The sequence below is a fragment of the Streptomyces sp. NPDC088252 genome (genome assembly GCF_044740965.1).
In the GTDB taxonomy this organism is placed as follows: domain Bacteria; phylum Actinomycetota; class Actinomycetes; order Streptomycetales; family Streptomycetaceae; genus Streptomyces.
In genome coordinates, this window is sequence record NZ_JBIURS010000003.1 from 81,256 (window position 1) to 104,739 (window position 23,484).

The 23,484-nt window shown below is 69.3% G+C and carries 28 protein-coding genes and 4 tRNA genes; 8 read left to right on the forward strand and 24 right to left on the reverse strand.

Annotated features, from left to right (window positions below; translation table 11 throughout):
• Nucleotides 1-413: 413 nt before the first annotated feature.
• The 9 genes from rplL to ACIOHC_RS07320 all read right to left on the reverse strand — a co-directional run bounded on the left by rplL (nt 414) and on the right by ACIOHC_RS07320 (nt 6,731).
• On the reverse strand, nt 414-800 hold the full coding sequence (gene rplL, locus ACIOHC_RS07280; protein WP_351078053.1) for a 50S ribosomal protein L7/L12: 387 nt from the start codon (nt 798-800) through the stop codon (nt 414-416).
• Between the two features lie 111 nt (nt 801-911).
• Nucleotides 912-1,442 carry a 50S ribosomal protein L10 gene (rplJ, locus tag ACIOHC_RS07285; RefSeq protein ID WP_266415516.1) on the reverse strand — a complete coding sequence of 177 codons (531 nt, stop codon included), beginning with the start codon at nt 1,440-1,442 and terminating at the stop codon, nt 912-914.
• Between the two features lie 287 nt (nt 1,443-1,729).
• Nucleotides 1,730-2,611 (reverse strand): DUF1396 domain-containing protein, encoded by an 882-nt coding sequence (locus ACIOHC_RS07290; protein WP_365690038.1) that lies wholly within the window; start codon nt 2,609-2,611, stop codon nt 1,730-1,732.
• A 198-nt stretch (nt 2,612-2,809) separates the two neighbouring features.
• On the reverse strand, nt 2,810-3,712 hold the full coding sequence (locus ACIOHC_RS07295) for a hypothetical protein (RefSeq protein ID WP_365690039.1): 903 nt from the start codon (nt 3,710-3,712) through the stop codon (nt 2,810-2,812).
• A gap of 164 nt (nt 3,713-3,876) precedes the next feature.
• Entirely contained in the window at nt 3,877-4,599 is a 723-nt protein-coding gene (gene rplA, locus ACIOHC_RS07300) for a 50S ribosomal protein L1 (protein WP_093897228.1), read from the reverse strand.
• Between the two features lie 81 nt (nt 4,600-4,680).
• A complete protein-coding gene (rplK, locus tag ACIOHC_RS07305; RefSeq protein ID WP_006126872.1) occupies nt 4,681-5,115 on the reverse strand; it encodes a 50S ribosomal protein L11 in 435 nt (144 codons plus the stop codon).
• Between the two features lie 176 nt (nt 5,116-5,291).
• Entirely contained in the window at nt 5,292-6,191 is a 900-nt protein-coding gene (gene nusG / locus ACIOHC_RS07310) for a transcription termination/antitermination protein NusG (protein ID WP_365690040.1), read from the reverse strand.
• Nucleotides 6,192-6,264: 73 nt separating this feature from the next.
• A complete protein-coding gene (secE, locus tag ACIOHC_RS07315) occupies nt 6,265-6,552 on the reverse strand; it encodes a preprotein translocase subunit SecE (protein ID WP_365690041.1) in 288 nt (95 codons plus the stop codon).
• Nucleotides 6,553-6,658: 106 nt separating this feature from the next.
• Nucleotides 6,659-6,731 (reverse strand) — tRNA-Trp (locus tag ACIOHC_RS07320).
• Between the two features lie 224 nt (nt 6,732-6,955).
• Here ACIOHC_RS07320 and ACIOHC_RS07325 point away from each other — a divergent pair.
• Nucleotides 6,956-8,182: a pyridoxal phosphate-dependent aminotransferase gene (locus ACIOHC_RS07325; RefSeq protein WP_351078066.1), complete on the forward strand. Its 1,227-nt coding sequence runs from the start codon at nt 6,956-6,958 to the stop codon at nt 8,180-8,182.
• A 122-nt stretch (nt 8,183-8,304) separates the two neighbouring features.
• Nucleotides 8,305-9,363, forward strand: a complete 1,059-nt coding sequence (locus ACIOHC_RS07330; RefSeq protein ID WP_351078069.1) for an adenosine deaminase — start codon at nt 8,305-8,307, stop codon at nt 9,361-9,363.
• A gap of 64 nt (nt 9,364-9,427) precedes the next feature.
• Here the strand turns inward: ACIOHC_RS07330 and ACIOHC_RS07335 are convergent, their stop codons facing one another.
• The gene (locus tag ACIOHC_RS07335) at nt 9,428-10,033 is read right to left on the reverse strand and encodes a helix-turn-helix domain-containing protein (RefSeq protein ID WP_351078071.1); all 606 of its coding nucleotides are present in this window, start codon (nt 10,031-10,033) and stop codon (nt 9,428-9,430) included.
• 88 nt (nt 10,034-10,121) lie between these two features.
• On the opposite strand from ACIOHC_RS07335, the gene ACIOHC_RS07340 reads away from it, so the two are divergent.
• Nucleotides 10,122-10,757 (forward strand): NAD(P)H-binding protein, encoded by a 636-nt coding sequence (locus tag ACIOHC_RS07340; protein WP_365690042.1) that lies wholly within the window; start codon nt 10,122-10,124, stop codon nt 10,755-10,757.
• A 221-nt stretch (nt 10,758-10,978) separates the two neighbouring features.
• Here the strand turns inward: ACIOHC_RS07340 and ACIOHC_RS07345 are convergent, their stop codons facing one another.
• From ACIOHC_RS07345 to ACIOHC_RS07380, 8 genes are all read right to left on the reverse strand, one after another.
• A complete protein-coding gene (locus ACIOHC_RS07345; RefSeq protein ID WP_365690043.1) occupies nt 10,979-12,034 on the reverse strand; it encodes a UDP-N-acetylmuramate dehydrogenase in 1,056 nt (351 codons plus the stop codon).
• A 69-nt stretch (nt 12,035-12,103) separates the two neighbouring features.
• Nucleotides 12,104-13,534 (reverse strand): MFS transporter, encoded by a 1,431-nt coding sequence (locus ACIOHC_RS07350; RefSeq protein ID WP_365694164.1) that lies wholly within the window; start codon nt 13,532-13,534, stop codon nt 12,104-12,106.
• 75 nt (nt 13,535-13,609) lie between these two features.
• The gene (locus tag ACIOHC_RS07355; protein WP_351085033.1) at nt 13,610-14,158 is read right to left on the reverse strand and encodes a helix-turn-helix domain-containing protein; all 549 of its coding nucleotides are present in this window, start codon (nt 14,156-14,158) and stop codon (nt 13,610-13,612) included.
• A gap of 144 nt (nt 14,159-14,302) precedes the next feature.
• Nucleotides 14,303-14,731, reverse strand: a complete 429-nt coding sequence (locus ACIOHC_RS07360) for a MaoC family dehydratase (protein WP_351085030.1) — start codon at nt 14,729-14,731, stop codon at nt 14,303-14,305.
• A complete protein-coding gene (locus tag ACIOHC_RS07365) occupies nt 14,731-15,183 on the reverse strand; it encodes a MaoC family dehydratase N-terminal domain-containing protein (RefSeq protein ID WP_351085028.1) in 453 nt (150 codons plus the stop codon). The genes ACIOHC_RS07360 and ACIOHC_RS07365 overlap by 1 nt, the downstream gene beginning before the upstream one ends.
• 102 nt (nt 15,184-15,285) lie before the next feature.
• Nucleotides 15,286-15,450: a 50S ribosomal protein L33 gene (gene rpmG / locus ACIOHC_RS07370; protein WP_003956487.1), complete on the reverse strand. Its 165-nt coding sequence runs from the start codon at nt 15,448-15,450 to the stop codon at nt 15,286-15,288.
• A gap of 89 nt (nt 15,451-15,539) precedes the next feature.
• Nucleotides 15,540-15,612: transfer RNA gene (locus ACIOHC_RS07375), tRNA-Met, on the reverse strand.
• A gap of 45 nt (nt 15,613-15,657) precedes the next feature.
• Nucleotides 15,658-15,730, reverse strand: a tRNA-Thr gene (locus ACIOHC_RS07380).
• A 303-nt stretch (nt 15,731-16,033) separates the two neighbouring features.
• On the opposite strand from ACIOHC_RS07380, the gene ACIOHC_RS07385 reads away from it, so the two are divergent.
• Together ACIOHC_RS07385 and ACIOHC_RS07390 are read left to right on the forward strand one after the other, a co-directional pair.
• Entirely contained in the window at nt 16,034-17,329 is a 1,296-nt protein-coding gene (locus ACIOHC_RS07385; protein ID WP_351085026.1) for an amidohydrolase family protein, read from the forward strand.
• Nucleotides 17,330-17,363: 34 nt separating this feature from the next.
• Complete coding sequence (locus ACIOHC_RS07390; RefSeq protein WP_351085024.1) at nt 17,364-18,020, forward strand: SDR family oxidoreductase; 657 nt, start codon at nt 17,364-17,366, stop codon at nt 18,018-18,020.
• A gap of 60 nt (nt 18,021-18,080) precedes the next feature.
• Here ACIOHC_RS07390 and ACIOHC_RS07395 read toward each other — a convergent pair whose 3' ends face one another.
• Nucleotides 18,081-18,530 (reverse strand): DUF523 domain-containing protein, encoded by a 450-nt coding sequence (locus tag ACIOHC_RS07395; RefSeq protein WP_351085023.1) that lies wholly within the window; start codon nt 18,528-18,530, stop codon nt 18,081-18,083.
• 98 nt (nt 18,531-18,628) lie between these two features.
• Nucleotides 18,629-18,710: transfer RNA gene (locus tag ACIOHC_RS07400), tRNA-Tyr, on the reverse strand.
• Nucleotides 18,711-19,087: 377 nt separating this feature from the next.
• Here ACIOHC_RS07400 and ACIOHC_RS07405 point away from each other — a divergent pair.
• The 3 genes from ACIOHC_RS07405 (at nt 19,088) to ACIOHC_RS07415 (ending at nt 20,943) form a co-directional block, all read left to right on the forward strand.
• Nucleotides 19,088-19,576, forward strand: a complete 489-nt coding sequence (locus tag ACIOHC_RS07405) for a YajQ family cyclic di-GMP-binding protein (RefSeq protein WP_351085021.1) — start codon at nt 19,088-19,090, stop codon at nt 19,574-19,576.
• A gap of 187 nt (nt 19,577-19,763) precedes the next feature.
• Nucleotides 19,764-20,273: a methylated-DNA--[protein]-cysteine S-methyltransferase gene (locus tag ACIOHC_RS07410; protein WP_365694161.1), complete on the forward strand. Its 510-nt coding sequence runs from the start codon at nt 19,764-19,766 to the stop codon at nt 20,271-20,273.
• 1 nt (nt 20,274) lies between these two features.
• Nucleotides 20,275-20,943: an alpha-ketoglutarate-dependent dioxygenase AlkB gene (locus ACIOHC_RS07415; protein WP_351085017.1), complete on the forward strand. Its 669-nt coding sequence runs from the start codon at nt 20,275-20,277 to the stop codon at nt 20,941-20,943.
• Between the two features lie 6 nt (nt 20,944-20,949).
• Here ACIOHC_RS07415 and ACIOHC_RS07420 read toward each other — a convergent pair whose 3' ends face one another.
• From ACIOHC_RS07420 to htpX, 4 genes are all read right to left on the reverse strand, one after another.
• The gene (locus ACIOHC_RS07420) at nt 20,950-21,222 is read right to left on the reverse strand and encodes a GlsB/YeaQ/YmgE family stress response membrane protein (protein ID WP_351085015.1); all 273 of its coding nucleotides are present in this window, start codon (nt 21,220-21,222) and stop codon (nt 20,950-20,952) included.
• A 115-nt stretch (nt 21,223-21,337) separates the two neighbouring features.
• Entirely contained in the window at nt 21,338-21,895 is a 558-nt protein-coding gene (locus ACIOHC_RS07425) for an SMI1/KNR4 family protein (RefSeq protein WP_351085012.1), read from the reverse strand.
• A gap of 175 nt (nt 21,896-22,070) precedes the next feature.
• Entirely contained in the window at nt 22,071-22,463 is a 393-nt protein-coding gene (locus ACIOHC_RS07430) for a YccF domain-containing protein (RefSeq protein WP_351085010.1), read from the reverse strand.
• Nucleotides 22,460-23,323: a zinc metalloprotease HtpX gene (htpX, locus tag ACIOHC_RS07435; RefSeq protein ID WP_351085008.1), complete on the reverse strand. Its 864-nt coding sequence runs from the start codon at nt 23,321-23,323 to the stop codon at nt 22,460-22,462. The genes ACIOHC_RS07430 and htpX overlap by 4 nt, the downstream gene beginning before the upstream one ends.
• Nucleotides 23,324-23,484: the final 161 nt, after the last annotated feature.

Consider the following 23,484-nt stretch of genomic DNA (forward strand, 5'->3'; position numbering starts at 1 on the left):
GTCCAGTCGGGGTTCTCAGAGACCCACGTAACTCTCAACAGCTGTTCTCAACACCTATGACTAGCCCTTGCGCGCGGTGCGCTCTTCTTTACTGCCCGCTTCGCCCACGATCCATGCCTCGGATTCGGATCGATGTGACGACGCGTCCTGAGAATTGCGCGCCGCGTGCGGTTCGTCAAGGCCCCCCTGCCGGGACGAACGCCCCGAGGTCCTCACCCGGCCACCTTCCGGCATCCGCCGGCCGGCCCCGAGAGGCAACGGCGATGATCACCATACTCGTCGCCGCCGGAAGAGCAAGGCAGCCGCCGCCGGTACGACGAAGGGCGACCACCCGGATGGGTGATCGCCCTTCGTCGTTTGACGTCCGTGCCGTGCGGCACGGGCAGTCAGAAGGAGTCAGCGGACTCCTTGAGTCACTTGACCTCGACGGAAGCGCCGGCGGCCTTGAGGGACTCGGCAGCCTTCTCGGCGGCCTCCTTGGCGACCTTCTCGAGGACCGGCTTCGGGGTGCCGTCGACGAGGTCCTTGGCCTCCTTCAGACCCAGCGAGGTCAGCTCACGCACGACCTTGATGACCTGGATCTTCTTCTCGCCGGCGCCGGTGAGGATGACGTCGAACTCGTCCTGCTCCTCGGCGGCAGCGGCGTCGCCGCCACCCTGGGCCGGGCCGGCGGCAACGGCGACCGCAGCGGCGGCGGTGACGTCGAACTTCTCCTCGAAGGCCTTCACGAACTCGGAGAGCTCGATGAGGGTCATCTCTTCGAACTGCGCGAGCAGGTCGTCCTGGGACAGCTTCGCCATGATGGCGTCCTTCCACTAATTCGGCAGGTGCCGGAGTTACATGTAGGCGGGCGTACATTCGGCCCGCTGCGACCGTCGCCCTAGAGGGCGGCGATCATTGCGCGAGCCGAATTACTCGGCACCGCCCTGCTCGGCCTGCTTGGCACGAAGCGCCTCCGCGGTGCGGACGAACTTCGACGGGAGCGCCTGGAAGACCTGAGCAGCCTGAGTCTGCTTGCCCTTCATGGCGCCCGCCAGCTTGGCGAGCAGAACCTCGCGGGACTCGAGGTCCGCGAGCTTCTTGATCTCATCCGCGGTCAGTGCCTTACCGTCAAGGACACCGCCCTTGATGATGAGGTTCGGGTTCTCCTTGGCGAAGTCACGAAGACCCTTCGCCGACTCCACCGGGTCACCGGTGATGAAGGCAACCGCCGTCGGACCAGTGAACTGGTCGTCCAGCGAAGTGATCCCGGCCTCGTTGGCCGCAATCTTGGTCAGCGTGTTCTTCACCACGGCGTACTGGGCGTTCTCACCGAGCGAACGACGCAGCGTCTTGAGCTGCGCCACGGTGAGACCCCGGTACTCGGTCAGCACAGCGGCGTTCGAGCTGCGGAACTGGTCCGTCAGCTCGGCTACCGCGGCAGCCTTGTCGGGCCTTGCCATGAGCGTCGGCCTCCTTCCGGGTGATGAGGACCGCTCAGAAGGGGCCGGGAAAGACGAAACGCCCCGGCGCGGGCGCCAGGGCGTAGCTCGACCGAACGAGGTCCGGGAGCTTTCCACAGTCACCTGCGCAGGTCGCCCGTACTCAACGGATCCTTCGGTCGCTGTTCCCTCTTCCGAGAGCACAGCAACGACCAGCGGTCTTTGGCTTCTGTAGGAGGCTACGCGACCGGGGCTGCGTCGAGCAAATCCGTCCCGAAGCGGACGACGCGCCCGGGTCGTACGAGGGCTCAGGCTGCGCCGTCGGCGCCCTTCATCATCTCGGCCAGGTCCATGGTCTCGGAGGCCGGCGGGGCCTTGACCGTGACCGGCTTGTTGAAGTCCACGAACGTGATGGTCAGGTCGAGCCGGCCCTTGTCGGTCGTGGACCGGGTGCGGAACTGCTTGGTGTGGTCGCTGCCGTCGATCCACATGTCCATCGAGAGCTTCTCGATGCCCATGTCCTCGTACTTCTTCAGTGCCTGTGTGCGTCGCTCGCGGGTCTCCGCGTCCTCGTCCGCGAGGGACGCACGCACGTCGGCCAGGGTGACCGTGCCGGTGTAGTGCGTCGTCCGGACGCCGTCCACGGTGGCCGGCCCGACCTTCTTGAGGTCCCTGGCGGCGCTCATCGAAGCGGACTCCTCCGCGGGATTACGGTCGGCCTGACTGGACAGACCACCCAGCGGGTCCTGCCCCGTGGACTTCTTGAGCTCGGCCATGTCCAGCTTGAGCCAGGACTTGCCGTCCATCTCGGCGGCCGCCTCCGCGCCACCGTTGATGTACATGGCATCGCCGGTGAGCCGCAGTTCGACCTCGCCGGCCTCCCCCGCGGAACCGCCCTTCATGTGCATCCGCATGGCCGGCGGCTTCATGGACATCGCCGCGGTCCCCTCCATGGTCTGCCCCTGGACCTCACCGCTCATCCGGTACGTGAGCGACGTGATCCGACGGCTGTTGTCGGCGGCCTTCCGCACGGCCGCGGCAGGTGTCACCTCGATCGGCTTCTGCCCCGCCCGCCCGCCGTTCTCGCCGACAGCGGCCGGGCCGCTCTTCTCTCCCGTACACGCTGCCGTTCCGCACAGCAGCACTCCGGCCAGAACAGCGACAGCGGTCCTTCTGTAAACCGAACGCATGATCCCCCCACGGGACGTCAAAATATTAGTCAAGTCCCATGACCATATCGGCCGGCGCTGACAGCGCGCAGTCAATAAACGTGGCTGACACAACGAACGGGCCCCGCACCTTCCTCTTCCGAGGTGCGGGGCCCGTTCGTCGCGCCTGTCCGCGGCCGGCGGGTGTGCGCCGACGCGCAGAGCGGTCGGAGCGGAGGCTCAGGATGCTCCCGCGCCGCTCTTCTGCTGCTGCTTCACGAGATCGGTGAAGTCGACCGTGTCGCCGACCGGGGGCTTCTCGACCGAGACCTTCGTGCCGTAGTCGCTGTAGTACACGGTCGAATTGAGCTCGCCGGTCTTCATCTGGCCGCGCTCGGTCTTCTTGACCAGCAGATTGTTCTCGTCGACCCAGATGTCGACCGTCTCCGTGGTGATCCCGGCGTCGCTCAGCTGCTTCTTCAGCTGGTCGAGCTGGTCGGCGTCGAGTGCGGAGTTCTTCGCGGTCAGTTCGGCGACGTCGACGGTGCCGGAGTAGTGCGTGGCGGAGACCCCGCGCACATCCTCCTGGCCGACCTTCTTCACGTCACCGGAGGCCAACAGGGACTGCACGCCCTGGTCGGGGGTGGTGTTCTGCATCTGCTGCTTCATCGCCTCGCCGGAGGCACCCGCGATCTTGGCGAGGTCGGCGTAGCCGTAGTTGATCCAGTGCTTGCCGCCGGCCTGCCTGGCGAACGCGTCGCCCATGTTGACGACGTAGCCGTCCTTGAAATAGCGGGCCTGCATGGTGCCCGTGCCACCGTTCTGCTTCATGGCGTCCGCCATGCTGCCGCCGGTGTACGTGATCTCCATGGCGCCGGTGAGACCGTCGGTCCAGTCGATGGTGCCGGTCTGCTTCATGGACATGGTGGTGCCCATCCGGGTGGTGCCCTCGACCTTCGCCGACTTCTCCCCGCCGGTCTTCTTCTGCACATCGCGCAGCGCGGCTATCGGGTCGGCCTTCACGACGCCACTGCCGCGGCTGTCGTCCTTGCCCCTGTCCGACCCCCCGCAGGCCGCGACCGACGTAAGCGCCGCTGCCGTTGCCACCGACAGACACACGCGTCGCACGGTACTGGTCCTCATGTCAGCTTCCACCCCTCGTTCGGCTCAGTCGGATCCTCACGCTAACGCACGGCTCCGACACAGCCATCGGTTCCATACGGATACGAGGACGGGCCCCGCACCTCGAAAGGTTGCGGGGCCCGTCCATGTCACACGTGACGCGGCCTGATGCCGAGCGCGGGGGCTCAGACGGCGGCCGGGTCCTCCTCGACGAGGAGGTTGCGGGTGCGGTTGGCGTCCAGCGGGATGCCGGGGCCCATCGTGGTGGCCAGCGCGGCCTTCTTGATGTAGCGGCCCTTGGCGGCGGACGGCTTCAGACGGAGGACTTCCTCCAGCGCCGCGGCGTAGTTCTCGACCAGCTTGGTGTCATCGAAGGAGACCTTGCCGATGATGAAGTGCAGGTTCGAGTGCTTGTCGACGCGGAACTCGATCTTGCCGCCCTTGATGTCGTTGACAGCCTTCGCGACATCGGGGGTGACCGTACCGGTCTTCGGGTTCGGCATCAGACCACGCGGACCGAGCACGCGGCCGAGGCGGCCGACCTTGCCCATGAGGTCCGGGGTCGCGACGACGGCGTCGAAGTCCAGACGGCCCTTCGCCACCTCGTCGATGAGCTCGTCGGCGCCGACGATGTCGGCGCCCGCGGCTTCCGCGGCCGCAGCACGGTCACCGGTCGCGAAGACCAGGACCCGGGCGGTCTTGCCGGTGCCGTGCGGGAGGTTCACGGTGCCACGGACCATCTGGTCGGCCTTGCGCGGGTCGACACCCAGACGGAAGGCGACCTCGACAGTGCCGTCGAACTTGGTGGTCGCGGTCTCCTTGGCGAGACGGACGGCCTCAAGCGGGGCGTAGAGGCGCTCCCGGTCGATCTTGGCGTCCGCAGCCCGGAGGTTCTTGCTGCGCTTCACTTCTACTCCTGTGGTTTCAGGGTGTGGAGTCGTGGTGCGGGCCAGCGCTTGGCCCTACCACTGAGGACGTGAGGGGCTGAATCAGCCTTCGACCGTGATGCCCATGGAACGGGCGGTGCCAGCGATGATCTTCGACGCGGCGTCGAGGTCGTTGGCGTTCAGGTCGGGGAGCTTCGTCGTGGCGATCTCACGGACCTGGGCCGCCGTCAGCTTGGCGACCTTGGTCTTGTGGGGCTCGCCGGAGCCCTTCTCCACGCCCGCGGCCTTGAGGATCAGCTTCGCGGCCGGCGGAGTCTTGGTGACGAAGGTGAAGGAACGGTCCTCGTAGACCGTGATCTCCACCGGCACGACCATGCCACGCTGCGACTCGGTCGCGGCGTTGTAGGCCTTGCAGAACTCCATGATGTTGACGCCGTGCTGGCCGAGCGCGGGGCCGACCGGCGGGGCCGGGTTGGCCGCACCGGCGTTGATCTGGAGCTTGATAAGCCCCGTGACCTTCTTCTTCTTGGGAGGCATTGCTCTCTCCGGGTCCTAGTGAGAGTGTTTCGCCGCCTTCCGGTCATCCGGATGGAGGCATACCGCACAACGATAACGGGTATAGCTGCGCGACCAAAAACCAAGCAGGTCAGACGGGCTTCGCAGCCGATCTGACCTGCTCGGTAGGCATGTGTCCGAAAACTGGCGGGAAGCCGCTAGTTCTTCTGGATCTGGTCGAAGCTGAGCTCGACCGGGGTCTCGCGGCCGAAGATCTCGACGAGACCCTTGACCTTCTTCGAGTCGGCGTTGATCTCGTTGATCGTCGCCTGCAGCGTCGCGAACGGGCCGTCGGTGACGGTGACCGAGTCGCCCACCTCGAAGTCGAGCACCTGCACCTCGACCTTGCGGGACGGAACCGGCTTGCCCTCGGCCTCGGCGGCTTCGCGGGCGGCCTTCTCCTCGGCCTCCGGGGCGAGCATCTTGACGATCTCGTCCAGCGTCAGCGGGTACGGGTCGTAGGCGTTGCCCACGAAGCCGGTGACACCCGGGGTGTTACGGACGACGCCCCAGGACTCGTTCGTCAGATCCATGCGCACCAGGACGTAACCCGGGAGCTTGTTCTGGCGGACGTTCTTGCGCTCGCCGTTCTTGATCTGGACGATCTCTTCCTCGGGCACTTCGGCCTGGTAGATGAACTCCTCGACGTTGAGCGAGACGGCGCGCTGTTCGAGGTTGGCCTTCACGCGCTTCTCGTAACCGGCGTACGTGTGGATGACGTACCACTCGCCGGGAAGGCCGCGAAGCTCCTCGCGCAGGGCGGTGACGGCGTCGACCGGGGCGGCCGGCTCGGTCTCTTCCCCGGCTTCCTCGTCGGCCTCGGCGGGCTCGTCGTCGTTCTCGTCGCCCTCGGAACCGGCGTCGGCCTCGGCGGCCTCGTCCTCGCCCTCGGTGTGCACGGCGTCCTGCTCGGCGGGCTCACCTGCGGCGGCGTCGGCAGCTTCGGCCTGGTCCGGCTCCTCGGCGTCCGCCCCCTCGACGATGTCGAGCTCGTCCTCGGCGGACTCGAAGGCGCCCGCCGTCGGCTCGACGGCGTCGTTCAGGTTCGGGTCAGACACGGTGGCTGCTTCTTCCTGGATACAAATGGGTGGAACATGCGAAAGGGGCGCCCATGAGGCGCCCTCCGCGGGATCAGCCGAAGACGTACTTGACGACCCGCTGGAATCCGAAGTCAATCACGGTCACCAGACCAATCATGACGACGACGAAGACAATCACCACCGAGGTGTACGTCGTCAGCTGGCTGCGAGTCGGCCAGACGACCTTGCGCAGCTCGGCGACAATTTGGCGGTAGAACAGCGCGAGGCGGCCCAGAGGACCCTTCTTACCGCGCTTGCCGCCCTTCCGGGTCTTCTTCTTCGACTCCGATACTTCATCCTCGGCATCAGGCATGTCGATGGAGCCCACGGCGTCCGTCACGCTACTCACCTGATTCCGGGTCATGGCCGTGCCGCGCCCGGTGGAGCCGCACGGCGGTGCATTGAAGTACGTACATGCGCACACATCCTGGCGAAGGAGTGTGTAGCAGGGCCGGAGGGACTTGAACCCCCAACCGCTGGTTTTGGAGACCAGTGCTCTACCAATTGAGCTACGACCCTTTGTGGTTTCCACCAACCTACCGCATCTTCCCGGATGTCCGGGTGCGAGAACGGTGCGGCGAGTGAAGGCCAACGACAGGTGAGTGTACGTGTTCAGCGGCCCGGCGTCGAACAGATAGCTCCCGACCACCCCTGGTCACATGTTGTCCGCATGGTGTCCGAGTCCTGTCCGGTCCCTGAAACCCCTGCGCCGACAGGGATCACGGTCTGGGACCATGGGGGTCATGAGCGCTGCAACTTCTCCGTCCGAGCGCCGGGTCTCCGCCCGCATCGGTGCCATCTCCGAGTCCGCCACCCTCGCCGTCGACGCCAAGGCCAAGGCCCTCAAGGCCGCCGGCCGTCCGGTGATCGGTTTCGGGGCCGGTGAGCCCGACTTCCCGACCCCCGGCTACATCGTCGAGGCCGCGGTCGAGGCCTGCCGCAACCCCAAGTACCACCGCTACACCCCGGCGGGAGGGCTCCCGGAGCTCAAGGCCGCCATCGCGGAGAAGACGCTGCGCGACTCCGGCTACGAGGTCGACGCCTCCCAGATCCTGGTGACGAACGGCGGCAAGCAGGCCATCTACGAGGCGTTCGCCGCGATCCTCGACCCGGGTGACGAGGTCATCGTCCCGGCCCCGTACTGGACCACCTACCCCGAGTCGATCCGGCTGGCCGGCGGTGTCCCGGTGGAGGTCGTGGCCGACGAGACCACCGGTTACCGGGTCTCCGTCGAGCAGCTGGAGGCGGCGCGCACCGAGCGTACGAAGGTCGTCCTGTTCGTCTCCCCGTCGAACCCGACCGGCGCCGTGTACAGCGAGGCCGACGCCGAGGCGATCGGCCGCTGGGCCGTCGAGCACGGCCTGTGGGTGCTGACCGACGAGATCTACGAGCACCTCGTGTACGGCGACGCGAAGTTCACCTCGCTGCCCGCGATCGTGCCCGAGCTGCGCGACAAGTGCATCGTGGTCAACGGCGTCGCCAAGACGTACGCGATGACCGGCTGGCGGGTGGGCTGGATCGTCGGCCCGAAGGACGTCGTCAAGGCCGCGACCAACCTGCAGTCGCACGCCACGTCCAACGTCTCCAACGTGGCCCAGGTCGCCGCGCTGGCCGCGGTCTCCGGCAGCCTGGACGCGGTCGCCGAGATGCGGACCGCGTTCGACCGGCGCCGGCAGACCATCGTCCGGATGCTCAACGAGATCGACGGCGTGCTCTGCCCCGAGCCCGAGGGCGCGTTCTACGCCTACCCCTCGGTGAAGGAACTGCTCGGCAAGGAGATCCGCGGCAAGCGCCCGGCCACTTCGGTCGAGCTGGCGGCGCTGATCCTGGACGAGGCCGAGGTCGCGGTCGTACCGGGCGAGGCCTTCGGTACGCCGGGCTACCTGCGGCTCTCGTACGCCCTGGGCGACGACGACCTCGTCGAGGGCGTCTCGCGGCTCCAGAAGCTGCTGGGCGAGGCCAAGGCCTGACGCGCCCTGATCCCAGAAAGCGACCCCCCGGCTCCGGCCGGGGGGTCGCTTTCTTGTTCGGTGGCCAACTCGATAGGAAAAGCGGCTACCGCTGGACCCCAGGCGTGCGGCAGGATCTTGGAATGGAGCGTGATGTACGGCTGTTGCCCAAGGCCCACCTGCACCTGCATTTCACCGGGTCGATGCGGCCCACGACCCTGCTCGAACTCGCCGACAAGTACGGCGTGCATCTGCCGGAGGCCCTGACCGGCGGCGAGCCGCCCAGGCTGCGGGCCACGGACGAGCGCGGGTGGTTCCGCTTCCAGCGGCTCTACGACATCGCCCGGTCGTGCCTGAGGTCCGCCGAGGACATCCAGCGGCTCGTGCGTGAGACGGCCCAGGAGGACGCCGCGGACGGCTCGGGCTGGCTGGAGATCCAGGTCGACCCCACTTCGTACGCCCCGCTGCTCGGTGGCCTGATCCCGGCGATCGAGATCATCCTGGACGCGGTGGACAGCGCGTCGCGGGAGACCGGTCTGCCGATCCGGGTGGTGATCGCGGCGAACCGGATGAAGCATCCACTGGACGCCCGGACGCTCGCCCGGCTCGCCGTGCGGTACGCGGACCGGGGGGTGGTCGGATTCGGGCTCTCCAACGACGAGCGGCGCGGGATGGCCCGGGACTTCGACCGGGCCTTCGCCATCGCCCGCGACGGCGGGCTGCTGGCGGCCCCGCACGGCGGCGAACTGGCCGGTCCTTCGAGCGTGCGGGACTGTCTGGACGATCTCGACGCGGCCCGGATCGGGCACGGTGTCCGGGCCGCAGAGGACCCGCGGCTGCTGCGCAGGCTGGCGGAGCGCGGGGTGACCTGCGAGGTGTGCCCGGCGTCGAACGTGGCACTGGGCGTCTACGAGAAGCCCGCCGACGTCCCCCTGCGCACACTGTTCGAGGCCGGGGTGCCGATGGCCCTGGGCGCGGACGACCCACTGCTCTTCGGCTCCCGGCTGGCCGCGCAGTACGACCTCGTACGGCGCCACCACGCGTTCACGGACGAGGAGCTGGCGGAACTGGCCCGGCAGTCCGTGCAGGGCTCCGCGGCCCCGGCCGCGGTCCGGACGGAACTCCTGACCGGCATCGACGACTGGCTTTCGAAGCCGGCGGGTGGATCCATCCAGGGCCTCTCGACAGCGAGCCCGGCGTGATCGGCATGATCCGAACGAGCGGCCCCGGCGCCTCCGGTTCCGGTGCCGCAGCATCCGGCCCGGCCTACATGCCCACCCCTCGCATCAGCACCCCGGCCACGGACGCGGCGAAGTCGTCGAGGGACTGCGGCGGTGCTCCGGCCTCCGTGGCCTCGTAAGCGAACGCCCGCTGCGCACAGGCACCCAGGAGCAGTGAGGCGGCCGCGTACGTGTCCGCGTCGGCTCGTACCCGTCCGGCGGCCTGCTCGGAGCGCAGATAGGCGTCCAGGCCGCGGATGGGCATGTGCGGGCCGGTGCCCAGCTCCCGCATCGCCGCGTTGTGGCGTTCCTTGAGCGTGGGCTCCGCGTACAGCGAGGCGGCGATCGGGAAACTCTGCTCGTAGAAGAGGGCCGCCTGGCGGGCGATCTCGGTGAGGTTCTGCTCGACGGTCCGCTCCCCCGCCCCCGGGCTCGCGATGAGCCGCTTCAGCAGCGGGTTGAGTCTGGGCAGCCGTTCCTTGAGCACGGCCACGAACAGTTCCTCCTTGCTCGGGAAGTGCTTGTAGAGCGCGGCCTCCGAGCAGCCGGCGGCTCTGGCGATCTCCTTGGTGGTGGCGCGGGCCAGGCCGATGGTGAGCATCAGCTGATGGGCGGCGTCGACGATGCGGACGCGGGCCGGCTTCTGCTCCATGTGGACTCCAGTGAAGCTTGACGAGGTGGTGAGTATCCGCTCACCCTAGGGGTGAGTGAATACTTACTCACCCCCAGGAGGGTGCGCAATGAGGATCACAGTGTTCGGCGCGACGGGCGGCGTCGGTCAGGAGATCGTCCGCCAGGCGGTGGCGGCGGGGCACGAGGTGACGGCGGTGGTGCGCGATCCGGCGCGGCTGCAGGTCCCGCTCTCCCACGTACAGGTCCACACGGCGGCGCGCATCGACGATCCGGAAGCACTGCGCGAGACGGTCGCGGGCCGGGACGCGGTGCTCTCCGGACTCGGTTCGCGCGGCAGGAGGGCCGACGGCGTCGCGGAACGGCTCACCGGGTCGGTGCTGCGGGCGATGGAGGCCGAGGGGACGCGGCGGCTGGTCGTGGTCAGCGCCGCCCCGGTCGGACCCCGGCCCGCCGACGACCCGCTGCCGGACCGGCTGGTCCGCAAGGTGGTCGGAGCGATCCTCAAGGAGGTCTACGAGGACCTGACGCTGATGGAGGCCGCGCTGGCCCGGAGCGCGACGGACTGGACGTCCGTACGGCCGCCGAGGCTCACCGACGGGCCCCTGACGGGGAAGTACCGGACCGTCGTCGGCGGCAGTCCGCGCGGTGGCCGGACCATCTCACGGGCCGATGTGGCGCACGCGATGCTGGCGCTGATCGACGATCCGGCCGCGGTGAAGCAGGGCGTGGGCGTGGCGTACTGAGCGGCGGGGCGGCGCACCGGGCGGGCGAGGCCGGAACGATCCGGACGGGAGGCTCCGGCTGGTGCTGTGACCGGAGAGGTTTGCCGGGAGGCTCGCGGCGTCCGGTGCGGTACGTCGCAAGGCGGAGGATCGCCCTCGTGCCGGACGCACTCGGGTGATGCGACAACGCGGCGAGGTGCCGTGCCGGGCGTCGCGAGCCGGTGAGCCTTCCGGTCACGGCCCTACAGGCTCACGCCGACCGTCACGGGTTCATTGACGAGCGTGACGCCGAAGGCCTCGTGGACCCCGGCGACGACCTCACGGGCGAGCGCGAGCAGGTCCTCGGTGGTCGCGCCGCCGCGGTTGGTGAGCGCGAGGGTGTGCTTGGTGGAGATACGGGCCGGTCCTGTGCCGTATCCCTTGGTGAAGCCGGCCTTGTCGATGAGCCAGGCCGCGGAGGTCTTGGTGCGCCCTCCGTCCGCAGGGAAGGCGGGGGGCGTCACCTCATGACCGAGCCGGTCCTTGGCGCGGGCGAGGAACGTCTCGTACTCCGCCTGCTCCAGGATCGGATTGGTGAAGAAGGAGCCGGCCGACCAGGAGTCGTGGTCCTCGGGGTCCAGCACCATGCCCTTGCCGGCGCGGAGCCTGAGCACCGTTTCGCGGGCGGCCGCGACGGGCACGCGCTCGCCCTGCTCGACGCCCATGACACGGGCCGTTTCGGGGTACTTCAGGGGCGCGGACAAACCGCCTGCGTCTTCCAGTTCGAAGCGGACACGCAGCACCACGAAACGGTCGGGTTCAGCCTTGAAGCGACTGTGCCGGTACGAGAACGCGCACTCGGCGTTCGGAACGGTGACCGTTTCACGGGCGCAGCGGTCGTAGGCGACGACCTCGGTGATCGTGGAGGACACTTCCTGGCCGTAGGCGCCGACGTTCTGGATCGGCGTCGCCCCTGCGGATCCCGGAATTCCGGCCAGACACTCGATGCCGGCGAGACCTGCTTCGACGGTGCGCGCCACGGCGTCCGTCCAGATCTCTCCGGCGGCCAGTTCCAGCGTCGCGCCGTCCAGGGCGAAGCCCTTGGTCGCGATGCGCAGAGCCGTACCGTCGAAGCCCTTGTCGCCGATCACCAGATTGCTGCCGCCGCCGATGACGAGGAGCGGGGTGCCGCTGTCGTCGGCCTCGCGCACGGCTTCGATCACCTCGGCGTCGGTCGTCGCCGTGAGGAGGCGGGCGGCGGGGCCGCCGAGCCGGAAGGTGGTCAGGGGGGCGAGGGGGGCGTCGTGGAGTTCCTGCACGGGGACAAGAGTACGGTCCGTGGCCCCGCCGCTCGGGCGGGGCCACGACCGTACGCACGGGACCGCGGTTCAGGCAGCCACGGGGACACGCTCCCCGGCGGCCTCGGGCTCCGGGGCCGGGGCGTTGCGGCGGCCCGGTATCAGCAGGGCGACGAGGGCGGCCAGCGCCACCGCGCCGGCACCGATCCATACCGCCGGAACGGTCCCGTCCGTGAAGGACCGCGCCGAGTCGTAACCGCCCTGCGAGGAGAAGACCGTGGCGAGCACGGCGACCCCGAGGGCTCCGCCGACCTCGCGCAGGGCGTTGTTGGCGCCGGAGGCGATGCCCTGCTCGGCGGGGCGGACGCTGGACATCACGAGGCTGGCGGCGGGTGCGAAGTACAGGGCCATGCCGACGCCGCCGACCATCAGGCCGGGCAACTGCGAGACGTACGAGGTGTCGGGTCCGATGACCATCGCGAAGAAGGCCAGACCGATCGCCTGGAGCGCGAGCCCGGCCACGACGACCGGCCGGCCGCCGAACCGGTCGGAGAGTGCCCCCGCGACGGGGGCGACCAGCATCGGCATTCCGGTCCAGGGCAGCATCCGCAGGCCGGCCTCGGTGGGCGTGTAGCCCAGTACGCCCTGGAAGTACTGACTGAGCAGGAAGATCGACCCGAACATCCCGAGGAACATCAGCAGACCGGCCATGTTGATCCCGAAGAACGCGCGGCCACGGAAGAGCCGCATGGGCAGCATCGGGTTCTTCGCACGGAATCCGTGGTGGATGAACCCGCCGATGAGCGCGGCGCCCACGAGCAGCGCGGTGAGGACGGTGGCGCTGGTCCAGCCGTCGGTGTTGGCGTTGACCAGGCCGTAGACGATACCGAAGAGCCCGCCGCTGACCAGGAGTGTGCCGGGGACGTCGAGCCGCGAGTCCGGCGCGTACGACTCCGCCAGGCGCAGTCGCGCCAGCGGCAGCAGGACCAGGCCGATCGGAACGTTCAGCCAGAAGATCCACTGCCAGGACAGGTGCTCGGTGAGGCTGCCGCCGATCAGCGGTCCGCTGGCCACGGCCAGTCCGGTGACGGCACTGAAGATGCCGAGCGCGGCGCCGCGGCGGGCGGCCGGCACGGCGGCCGTGAGCAGTGTGAGCGTCAGCGGCATCATGATCGCCGCGCCCACGCCCTGGACGGCCCGGAAGGCGATGAGTTCATTGATGCCGGGTGAGAGGGCGGCCGCGGCGGAGGCCCCGGTGAAGACGGAGAGCCCGGTGAGGAAGAGCCGGCGTCGGCCGAACCGGTCACCGAGCGCCGCCCCGAGCATCAGCAGCACGGCGAAGGTGAGGGTGTACGCGTTCACGGTCCATTCGAGCTCCGCCAGTTCACCGCCGAGACTCTCGCGGACGGAGGGCAGGGCGGTGGTGACGACGAGGTTGTCGAGAGCCGCCATGAATCCGGCGACGCTGGTGATGGCGAGGGCCCAGACCGCTCCTGAGCGGCCTGTCGTGTGCTGGCTCACTGTTCCCCCTGGGGATTAGTTATCAATGACTAACTTGTCCGGGCAGAAAACCGGGCGGAACCCGGGTCGCACTGTTCAGGCGGCCGGCCTGGCCGAGTCGTAGAACCCCGACCAGACCCGGTCACCGGCCGGGAAGCCGAGCGAGGCGAGGGTGTTGACGAGCATGCCGTACGCAAAGAACGTCGTCGTCTCACCGAGATCGGCACCGAGCGCCAGATGGACCTCGTCCCACATCTGCAGCCAGCCCGCACGGACCGACTCGCCGAACTCGTGATCCCCCGACGCCTCGGCCGCCGCGACGGCCGCGTACATCTGCATCTGCATCAGCAGCTTGTCCGGGTCGCCGACGATCAGGCGCTGGTACGCCTCGGCCATGGCATGCAGCGCCTCGTCGCCCTCAAGACCCTCGGCCGCCTCCGAGAAGACCTTCCGGGTGTCCACGAGGCAGCGCTCGGCGGCGGCCAGGAACATGGCCTTCTTGTTGGGGAAGAGGCGGAAGAGGTACGGCTGCGAGACCCCCACCCGCCTGGCGATCGCCTCGGTGGAGGTGGCGTCGTATCCGCCGCGGGCGAACTCGGTGACCGCCGCGCGGATGACGCTCTCGCGCCGCTCTTCTGCACTCATCCTTGCCATGCCATTAAGTTAGTACTTAATCACTAACTTGGTCAAGCGCGGGGTCCGGGCCGCGACGGGCGCATGGGCGGGACGGGCGCATGCGTGAGGGGCACCGCCCCATGGACGGCGCCCCTCACACCACATTCGGCGGCCTCAGCCGAGCTGCACCACGGCGCGGGACATGCCCAGCACCTTCTTGCCCTCGCTCATGACCGTCAGATCCACCCGCACCCGCTTGTCGTCCAGCAGGGCGGCCACCTTGCCCCCGACCTCGATCAGGGCGCCCTCGTCGTCGTTCGGGACGACGACCGGCTTGGTGAAGCGGACCCCGTACTCGACGACCGCGCCCGGATCGCCGGCCCAGTCCGTGACCACCCGGATCGCCTCGGCCATGGTGAACATGCCGTGCGCGATCACGTCCGGCAGTCCGACCTCACGGGCGAACTTCTCGTTCCAGTGAATCGGGTTGAAGTCACCGGAAGCGCCCGCGTACTGCACCAGCGTGGCCCGGGTCACCGGGAAGGACCGCGCCGGCAGCTCCGTACCGACCTCGACCGACTCGTAAGCAACCTTCGCCGTCATCACGCCTCCTCGGCGGCGCGCGCCACCAGCTTCGTCCACGCGGTCACGACGTGCTCACCGGACTCGTCGTGGACCTCGCCACGGATGTCCAGGATGTCGTTGCCCGCCAAGGACTTGACGTCCTCGATCGTCGAGGTGACCGTCAGCCGGTCCCCCGCCCGAACGGGACGCGTGTAGACGAACTTCTGGTCGCCGTGCACGACGCGGCTGTAGTCCAGACCCAGCTGCGGGTCCTGCACCACCTGCCCCGCGGCCTTGAAGGTGATCGAGAAGACGAACGTCGGCGGCGCGATCACATCGCTGTGACCGAGCGCCTTGGCGGCTTCGGGGTCGACGTACACCGGATTGGCGTCGCCCACCGCCTCGGCGAACTCGCGAATCTTCTCCCGGCCGACCTCGTACGGCGGAGTGGGCGGATAGGTCCGCCCCACGAAGGAATGGTCGAGCGCCATGTGCTCGCTACCTCCTGATGAAAGATGAAAAGACCGAGGGACAGCCCCATACAACGACACGAGGCCGCCCCCGGTGGGGACGGCCTCGTGTACGAGCCTTTTTCAGCGCGTTTCGCGGTGCGCCGTGTGCGAGTTGCAGCGCGGGCAGTGCTTCTTCATCTCAAGACGGTCCGGGTTGTTGCGCCGGTTCTTCTTGGTGATGTAGTTCCGCTCCTTGCACTCCACGCAGGCCAGCGTGATCTTCGGGCGGACGTCGGTGGCAGCCACGTGAGTGCTCCTTGGACGGACGGATGGACGGATGAACGCAAAAAAGAGTAGCCGATCGAAGGACCGACCCCACAATCGGCTACCGTAAGTAGCGGTGACCGGACTTGAACCGGTGACACAGCGATTATGAGCCGCTTGCTCTACCGACTGAGCTACACCGCTTTGATGAAGAGTCCCCCCGCCGAAGCGGGGTTTCCCGATCACCAGAGCCCCAATGCGGAATCGAACCGCAGACCTTCTCCTTACCATGGAGACGCTCTACCGACTGAGCTATTGGGGCGAGCGATGAAGACATTACACGGTTGGTCGCCGATCGCCCAAATCCGTTTCGAAGCCCCGTCCGGCGACGGTGACCGGCACCCGGCCGATCCCTTGATCGACCCCTTTCCGGCCCGCCCATCAGCGGCTTGAGCAGCGCCTCGGCGACCACATGGGCCGCCTCGGCCCCAGCAGCACACCCGTGCCCCGGATCCCTCTCGGGGGCCACACCGGTACGACTATTTCGCTCCTCCTCGAACCGGACCGAACACGCCCCTAGGCTCGTCTCACTCTGCGTGATCTTGTCCCCCTTCCCAGGAGCGCGATGCCCGACAGCCAGCCGTGGCAGCCGGACGACGACGCCGCCGACGCGGCCGATGCGACCAGCAGCCCCGACACCGCCGAGACCGGCACCCTGGTGCTCTGCGGCGCCCGGCTCACCGACGGCCGCGTCGTGGACGTACGGCTCGGTGGCGGGCGCATCGAGGCCGTCGGCACCGCGGGCAGCCTGACCGCCTCCGGCCCGCGGGTGGACCTGCGCGGTCATCTGCTGCTCCCCGCCCCCGCCGAACCGCACGCCCACAGCGACACCGCGCTCACCGCCGGCGGTACGGGCCCCGACACCCCGGGCCCCGTGTCGCACCGCCCCGAGGACATCCAGCGCCGCGCCACCGAGGCCGCCCTGCTGCAGCTCGGCCACGGCGCCACCGCGCTGCGCGCGCACGTACGGATCGGTTCCGTCCAGGGCCTCGCCTCCCTGGAGGCGGTACTGCGGGCCCGCGATTCGCTGCGCGGACTGGCCGAGCTGACCCCCGTCGCCGTGCCCCGGCTGCTCACCGGCGTCGCGGGCGCCGACAATCTCGCCATGCTGCGTGAGGCGGTGAAGATGGGGGTCGGCGCGGTCGGCGGCTGCCCCGACCTCGATCCGGACCCGGCGGGGTACGTGGAAGCCGTCCTGGAGATCGCCGCCGAACAGGGCTGCCCCGTCGATCTGCACACGGACGGTGACGATCCGGCCCGGCTCGGCCGACTGGCCGCCATGTCCGGCGGACTGCGGCCGGGCGTCTCCATCGGTCCGTGCGCCGGCCTCTCCCTGCTCCCTTCCCAGTCCTCGGCCCGAGCCGCCGACCAGCTCGCCGCGGCCGGGGTGACCGTGATCTGTCTCCCCCAGGGCGGCTGCAGCGGGGTGGAGGGCCGGGGCACCGCGCCGGTACGGCTGCTGCGCGCGGCCGGCGTCCGGGTCGCGGCGGGCAGCGGGGCGCTGCGGGACGTCGCGAACCCGGTGGGCCGCGGGGACCCGCTGGAGGCCGCCTACCTGCTGGCCTCACAGAGCGGCTTGCGCGCCGACGAGGCCTACGAGGCGGTGTCCTCGGCCGCCAGGAGGGCGATGGGGCTGCCCGAGGTCCGGGTCGAGGCGGGCTTCCCCGCCGAGCTCCTCGCCGTGCGCGGGGAGCAGCTCTCGGGCGCGCTGTCGCTCGCCTACAGCCGGGTCGTGGTGCACCGCGGCCGGGTGGTGGCACGGACGAGCGCGGTGCGCGAGTACTGCGACTCGGAGACCGTCGTCGCCCTCGGCCTGCCGCGCCAGGGCCGACCGGATTCCGGCCCCTGCAGCGGGCCCTGAGCGCGGCGGCCCGCGGCGGCGTACGGTCGTGAGCATGCGCATTGTCATCGCAGGTGGACATGGTCAGATCGCGCTTCGGCTGGAGCGGCTGCTCGCTGCGGGCGGGTACGAGGCCGTCGGCGTCATCCGTAATCCGGAACAGAGCCAGGACGTCCGGGCGGCAGGCGCCGAACCGGTCGTCCTGGATCTGGAATCCGCCTCCGTCGAGCAGGTGGCGGAGGTGCTGCGCGGCGCCGACGCGGCGGTCTTCGCGGCCGGTGCGGGCCCGGACAGCGGCGCGGCACGCAAGGAGACGGTGGATCGCGGTGCGGCCGTCCTGTTCGCGGACGCGGCGGAACGGGCGGGCGTACGGCGCTACGTCGTGGTCTCGTCGATGGGCGCCGATCCCGACCACCCGGGGGACGAGGTCTTCGACGCGTATCTGCGGGCGAAGGGCGCCGCGGACGCCTATGTGCGCTCCAGGAGCGCACTCGACTGGACGATCCTGCGCCCTGGGATGCTGACGAACGACGCGGGCACGGGAATGGTCCTCCTGGCCGCTTCGGCGGGCCGGGGACCGGTGCCGCGCGACGACGTGGCGGCGGCACTGGTGGAGTTGCTGGAGACGCCGGCGACGGCGGGCCTCACCCTGGAGCTCATCTCGGGGAGTGTGCCGGTGGCGGTCGCGGTGAAGGACGTGGCGGGGAACTGAGCCGTTGATTCGGCTCTCCGGGGCCGCGCCTCACCCCGGTCGGCGGCCCGCCCCTTCGGTTCAGCCGCCCGGCGCCGGGCGGACCGTGATGCCGTGGCGCTCCAGCAGGGCGGCGGTGACGCCGTCGCCCTCGCGGAGCTCGCCCGCGAACGTGCCGTCATAGACGCTGCCGCGCCCGCAGGAAGGGCTGCGGGCCATCAGCAGCGCCTCGGTGCACCCGGCCCGCCGGGCGGCCTCCAGCGCGCGTCGGGCGCCGTCCACGAACTGCTCCGTGACGTCGTGCCCGGTGTCGTCGACGACCCGGGCGCTGCCGTCGAGGACGTCGTGGCCGTCGCCGCCGACGATCTCGGCGGGGCGACGCGGGGTGGGCAGTCCGGCGGCGACCTCGGGGCAGAAGACGACGGGGCGTCGGTCCCCGAGGGACTCGGCCACGGCGGCGGAGGTCTTGGCGCGGCCGTCGAAGCGGCAGGGCACACCGTACAGACAGGCGCTGACCAGCACAGGTTCCATGTTCACGACCTTCCCGGCAGAAACGGCCCTCGCCGCAGGAACACTCCTCGCGGCAGACACAAAGAAGGCCCCCGTCCTAGGACAGGGGCCTTTCCATGTGGCGGCGCCAGGGTTCGAACCTGGGTAGGCTGAGCCGGCAGATTTACAGTCTGCTCCCTTTGGCCACTCGGGCACACCGCCAGGGATTGCTGCCGTGAGAACCGCTTTTCGGCGGTGCTCCTTGGCAACGACGTAAACGATACCCGATGCCCAGGGGTGCTCCGCCACTGGATTGATCAGCGACCCGATCGGGCGCGGGTGACCGAGGACTGTTCCCGGATTCCCTGGTGGACCGGTGCGCGGCGTCGGCCCGCCGGGTCGCGGGCCGACGGGCGCCTTCGCGCCGGGCGCATTCGGGCGATACGGCGACGCGGCGGACTGTCGTGGCTGTCGTCGCGCGCCCGCCGGGGACCGCGGGACAGCCCTTAGGCTTTGATCGGCGACGCGGGGCCGGCAGGCCCGCCGACGCCCGTATTGCACCCCGTTCCCAGCACCCCCGATACAAGGAGCCACACGTCATGGCCGACTCCAGTTTCGACATCGTCTCGAAGGTCGAGCGGCAGGAGGTCGACAACGCCCTCAACCAGGCCGCCAAGGAAATCTCGCAGCGTTACGACTTCAAGGGCACCGGCGCCTCGATCTCCTGGTCCGGCGAGAAGATCCTCATGGAGGCCAACGGCGAGGAGCGGGTCAAGGCGATCCTCGACATCTTCCAGTCCAAGCTGATCAAGCGCGGCATCTCGCTGAAGTCGCTGGACGCGGGCGAGCCGCAGCTGTCCGGCAAGGAGTACAAGATCTTCGCGACGATCGAGGAGGGCATCTCCCAGGAGAATGCCAAGAAGGTGGCGAAGACCATCCGCGACGAGGGCCCGAAGGGCGTCAAGGCGCAGGTCCAGGGCGACGAGCTCCGGGTCAGCTCGAAGAGCCGGGACGATCTGCAGGCCGTGCAGGCGCTGCTGAAGGGCAAGGACTTCGACTTCGCCCTGCAGTTCGTGAACTACCGGTAGGTCTTCGGCAGGTCGTGCGCCTTCCGGGTGCGGGGTGGCGCGGAGCGGGATGCGCCGCTCCGGCCCGCACCCGGGACGCGATGTCCGAATACCGCCGGTCGCGTCGGAGCGGGGGACGCAGACTTGTCCGTACCGGACGACGATCCTGTCGATTTCCGGCCGCGACGGGCAAGGAGAGGGACGAGTCATGACCATGTACGCAACGGTCGACAGCCCGCTGGGTGAACTGCTACTGGTCGGCGAGGAAGCCCCCGGCGCGGCCGGCGGGGTCGCCCTCGCCTCGCTCTCGCTTCCCGGCCGGAAGGGCGCCGCGGTCGTCCAGGACGGGTGGGTTCACGCACCGGAGGTCTTCGCCGGGATCGCCGCACAGCTCCGGGAGTACTTCGAGGGACGGCTGACCCGTTTCGACATCGTCCTCGCGGACGGGCTCGGCACCGATTTCCAGCGACGCGTCTGGGCCGCCCTGGACACCGTCCCGTACGGGGAGACCGTGTCGTACGGACAGATCGCGGAACAAATCGGTACGCCGAGGGCGGGTGTACGTGCCGTGGGGACGGCGATCGGGCGCAATCCCCTACTGGTCGTACGGCCATGCCATCGGGTGATCGGCGCCGACGGGACGCTGCGGGGTTACGCGGGTGGTGTGGAGCGCAAGGAACAGCTTCTGGGGCTGGAAGGCGCCCTGGCGGTGCGCTGACATGTCCGGGCTCTTCCCGAGGCCGCGGGCCGTCGTCGCGCCCGGGGCCGTGCATGTGCCCGAGTGGCTGTCGCCGCAGCGCCAACGGGAGCTGGTGGCGGCCTGCCGGGAATGGGCGCGGGGGCCCGTGCCCCTGCGGCACACCGTGCTGCCGGGTGGCGGGGTGATGTCCGTGCAGACGGTCTGCCTGGGGTGGCACTGGCAGCCGTACCGGTACTCACGTACGGCTGACGACGTGAACGGGGCACGGGTCGCCGAACTGCCCGAGTGGCTCGCGGAGTTGGGACGGGAGGCCCTGCGGGAGGCGTACGGGGGCGGGGGCCCGGTGCGGACGTACGCGCCGGACACCGCTCTCATCAACTTCTACGACGGCACGGCACGGATGGGCATGCACCAGGACAAGGAGGAGCGGTCCGCCGCTCCGGTGGTGTCGCTCAGCGTCGGCGACACGTGCGTCTTCCGCTTCGGGAACACCGAGAATCGGGGAAGGCCCTACACGGACGTGGAATTGGCCTCCGGCGACCTGTTCGTCTTCGGCGGACCTTCACGCTTCGCGTTCCACGGTGTACCGAAGGTCTACCCCGGGACGGCCGATCCGGCGACGGGATTGAGTCGTGGCCGGCTCAATCTGACTCTGCGCGAGACCGGGCTGGGTGCTCCTGGGCGCTGACGGACGTCAGCGGCGTTCGCGGGAGTTCCCGAAGAGCAGCCGGTAGAGGATCAGCAGGACCAGCGAACCGCCGATGGCCGCGACCCAGGTGGCCGTGTCGTAGAAGTCGTTGGAGATGGGGCGGTCGAGGAAACGCGAGGATATCCAGCCGCCGAGGAAGGCACCGATGATCCCGATGAGGGTGGTGCCGACCAGGCCGCCCGGGTCGCGGCCCGGGAGCAGGACCTTGGCGATGGCGCCGGCAAGCAGTCCGAGAATGATCCAACCAATAATGCTCATGCGTGCGAACCTACCCGTCACTCGGTCTTGGAATCCAAGACGTTCCTGCCGGTCGGACGGTTGCGAACGGGCGGTCGCGGTCGGCGGCCGGGCCCTGCCCCCGCTCGCCCGCGGGTCATACGCGGGCGCTGAAATCCGGCCAGGGCGCCATCTCTGCCCCTTCGTCCTCGGACTCCTCGCAGTACCATGCGGTGCCGTCCAGCCAGCCGCGCAGCCACTGGGCGAGATCGGGCTGATCCACGTACCAGGCGCGCTCCGGCTCGTCGGCGTTCGGCTCGAAGAGCAGCACCGTGGTGCGTTCGCTGCGGCAGTCCACGCAGGAATACATCCCGCATCCCAGGCTGCATATCGGCAGGACGCCCTCGGGCCACGGCCGGCCGTCCTCCTCGGCCGCGGCTCGACGGTGGGCGAGGTACTGCGCGACGGCGGATTCCTCCCCGTCCGCGGCCCGGTCGCCGATCAGCGGGAGCAGGCCGTACTCCGGCCCGAAGCCCCCGTTGGCGATCCGGGTGTACAGCGCGGTGAGCAAGGGCGGCAGCGTGAACCCCAGGGCGGCTTCGGCACGCGCGACGGCCTCGGCGGGCAGGGGCGCCGGAAGGGGGTTCTTCTCCCAGCGCGGGGTGGTGCGCGCGGTCTTCTCCGCGACTGCCAGCAACTGCTCGGTGTCGGTCATGGGTTCATGGTGAACGACGGCACTGACAATCGGCCGGGGCCGTCGGCGCGTGCGGCTCCCGACGGCGCGCTCGTGGTTCCCGACGGCGCTCGCGGCGTCCGCACCGGCGCCGGGGTCCCCGTCCCGGCCCTTCTCCCGTCGGGGCCTCTCCCGTCGACGGATACATACCGGCGTCCTACCAGCCGGCGAACTGCTGGTCCGTCCGGACGATCTCCTTGCCGAAGGGCATCAGGGATACGGGGATCAGCTTGAAATTGGCGATGCCGAGCGGGATGCCGATGATCGTGATGCACAGCGCGATGCCGGTGGTGATGTGTCCGAGGGCGAGCCACCAGCCCGCGAGGATCAGCCACAGGACGTTGCCCGCGCAGGAGGGCGCGCCCGCGTCCCGGCGGTCGACGACGGTGTAGCCGAAGGGCCACAGGGCGTAGACGCCGATGCGGAAGGCGGCGAGGCCGAACGGGATGCCGATGACCGTGATGCACAGCAGGAGGCCTGCGGCCATGTAGCCGAGGAACATCCAGAAGCCGCACAGGACCAGCCATATGACATTCAGGATTGTCTTCACGGGCGATGACCTGCCATCTGCTCGAGTCGGGCGATGCGCTCCGCCATCGGCGGGTGTGTCGAGAACATCTTGGACATGCCCTGGCCCGGACGGAAGGGGTTCGCGATCATCATGTGGCTCGCGGTCTCGATCCTCGGCTCCGGGGGCAGCGGGAGCTGTTTCGTGCCGGCGTCGAGTTTCCGCAGGGCGCTGGCGAGGGCCAGTGGGTCGCCGGTCAGCTGGGCTCCCGAGGCGTCCGCCTCGTATTCGCGGGAACGGCTCACGGCCAGCTGGATGACGGACGCGGCCAGTGGTCCGAGGATCATGATCAGCAGCATGCCCAGGATGCCGGGACCCTCGTCGTCGTTGGACCGGCCCACCGGGATCAGCCAGGCGAAGTTGACCAGGAACATGACGACGGAGGCGAGTGCTCCGGCGACGGACGAGATCAGGATGTCGCGGTTGTAGACATGACTCAGCTCATGCCCGATGACTCCGCGCAGCTCCCGCTCGTCCAGGATCTGCAGGATGCCCTCGGTGCAGCAGACCGCCGCGTTGCGCGGGTTGCGGCCGGTGGCGAAGGCGTTGGGGGCCTGCGTCGGGGAGATGTAGAGCCGGGGCATGGGCTGGCGGGCCGCTGTCGAGAGCTCGCGGACCATGCGGTAGAGCTGTGGCGCCTCGAACTCGCTGACGGGGCGGGCCCGCATGGCCCTGAGCGCCAGCTTGTCGCTGTTCCAGTACGCGTAGGCGTTGGTGCCGACGGCTACGAGGAGCGCGACGATCAGGCCCGTACGTCCGAAGAAGCTTCCGATGACGATGATGAGTGCGGACAGTCCCCCGAGGAGTACGGCGGTTTTCAGCCCGTTGTGCCGGCGGTGCACGGTACGCCCTCCAAGTGGTGCGGCAGGGGAACCCTTTGCTTGGTGGTCTCCACTCCCCCAGTGGAGCCTCCCGTACAGGTCAACGCCAGGCGAGGAGAGCTAGTTCCCTTGTGCGTGCGACCGTGGGACCGGGCCTGCCCGGCGCATGTGGCCGGATCAGG

What these genes read in the sequence shown, in the direction of transcription:
- rplL (WP_351078053.1), bottom strand. Translation starts at nt 800, where the DNA reads ATGGCGAAGCTGTCCCAGGACGACCTGCTCGCGCAGTTCGAAGAGATG.
- rplJ (WP_266415516.1), bottom strand. Translation starts at nt 1,442, where the DNA reads ATGGCAAGGCCCGACAAGGCTGCCGCGGTAGCCGAGCTGACGGACCAG.
- ACIOHC_RS07290 (WP_365690038.1), bottom strand. Translation starts at nt 2,611, where the DNA reads ATGCGTTCGGTTTACAGAAGGACCGCTGTCGCTGTTCTGGCCGGAGTG.
- ACIOHC_RS07295 (WP_365690039.1), bottom strand. Translation starts at nt 3,712, where the DNA reads ATGAGGACCAGTACCGTGCGACGCGTGTGTCTGTCGGTGGCAACGGCA.
- rplK (WP_006126872.1), bottom strand. Translation starts at nt 5,115, where the DNA reads ATGCCTCCCAAGAAGAAGAAGGTCACGGGGCTTATCAAGCTCCAGATC.
- ACIOHC_RS07325 (WP_351078066.1), top strand. Translation starts at nt 6,956, where the DNA reads ATGAGCGCTGCAACTTCTCCGTCCGAGCGCCGGGTCTCCGCCCGCATC.
- ACIOHC_RS07330 (WP_351078069.1), top strand. Translation starts at nt 8,305, where the DNA reads ATGGAGCGTGATGTACGGCTGTTGCCCAAGGCCCACCTGCACCTGCAT.
- ACIOHC_RS07335 (WP_351078071.1), bottom strand. Translation starts at nt 10,033, where the DNA reads ATGGAGCAGAAGCCGGCCCGCGTCCGCATCGTCGACGCCGCCCATCAG.
- ACIOHC_RS07340 (WP_365690042.1), top strand. Translation starts at nt 10,122, where the DNA reads ATGAGGATCACAGTGTTCGGCGCGACGGGCGGCGTCGGTCAGGAGATC.
- ACIOHC_RS07355 (WP_351085033.1), bottom strand. Translation starts at nt 14,158, where the DNA reads ATGAGTGCAGAAGAGCGGCGCGAGAGCGTCATCCGCGCGGCGGTCACC.
- ACIOHC_RS07360 (WP_351085030.1), bottom strand. Translation starts at nt 14,731, where the DNA reads ATGACGGCGAAGGTTGCTTACGAGTCGGTCGAGGTCGGTACGGAGCTG.
- ACIOHC_RS07365 (WP_351085028.1), bottom strand. Translation starts at nt 15,183, where the DNA reads ATGGCGCTCGACCATTCCTTCGTGGGGCGGACCTATCCGCCCACTCCG.
- ACIOHC_RS07385 (WP_351085026.1), top strand. Translation starts at nt 16,034, where the DNA reads ATGCCCGACAGCCAGCCGTGGCAGCCGGACGACGACGCCGCCGACGCG.
- ACIOHC_RS07390 (WP_351085024.1), top strand. Translation starts at nt 17,364, where the DNA reads ATGCGCATTGTCATCGCAGGTGGACATGGTCAGATCGCGCTTCGGCTG.
- ACIOHC_RS07395 (WP_351085023.1), bottom strand. Translation starts at nt 18,530, where the DNA reads ATGGAACCTGTGCTGGTCAGCGCCTGTCTGTACGGTGTGCCCTGCCGC.
- ACIOHC_RS07405 (WP_351085021.1), top strand. Translation starts at nt 19,088, where the DNA reads ATGGCCGACTCCAGTTTCGACATCGTCTCGAAGGTCGAGCGGCAGGAG.
- ACIOHC_RS07410 (WP_365694161.1), top strand. Translation starts at nt 19,764, where the DNA reads ATGACCATGTACGCAACGGTCGACAGCCCGCTGGGTGAACTGCTACTG.
- ACIOHC_RS07415 (WP_351085017.1), top strand. Translation starts at nt 20,275, where the DNA reads ATGTCCGGGCTCTTCCCGAGGCCGCGGGCCGTCGTCGCGCCCGGGGCC.
- ACIOHC_RS07420 (WP_351085015.1), bottom strand. Translation starts at nt 21,222, where the DNA reads ATGAGCATTATTGGTTGGATCATTCTCGGACTGCTTGCCGGCGCCATC.
- ACIOHC_RS07425 (WP_351085012.1), bottom strand. Translation starts at nt 21,895, where the DNA reads ATGACCGACACCGAGCAGTTGCTGGCAGTCGCGGAGAAGACCGCGCGC.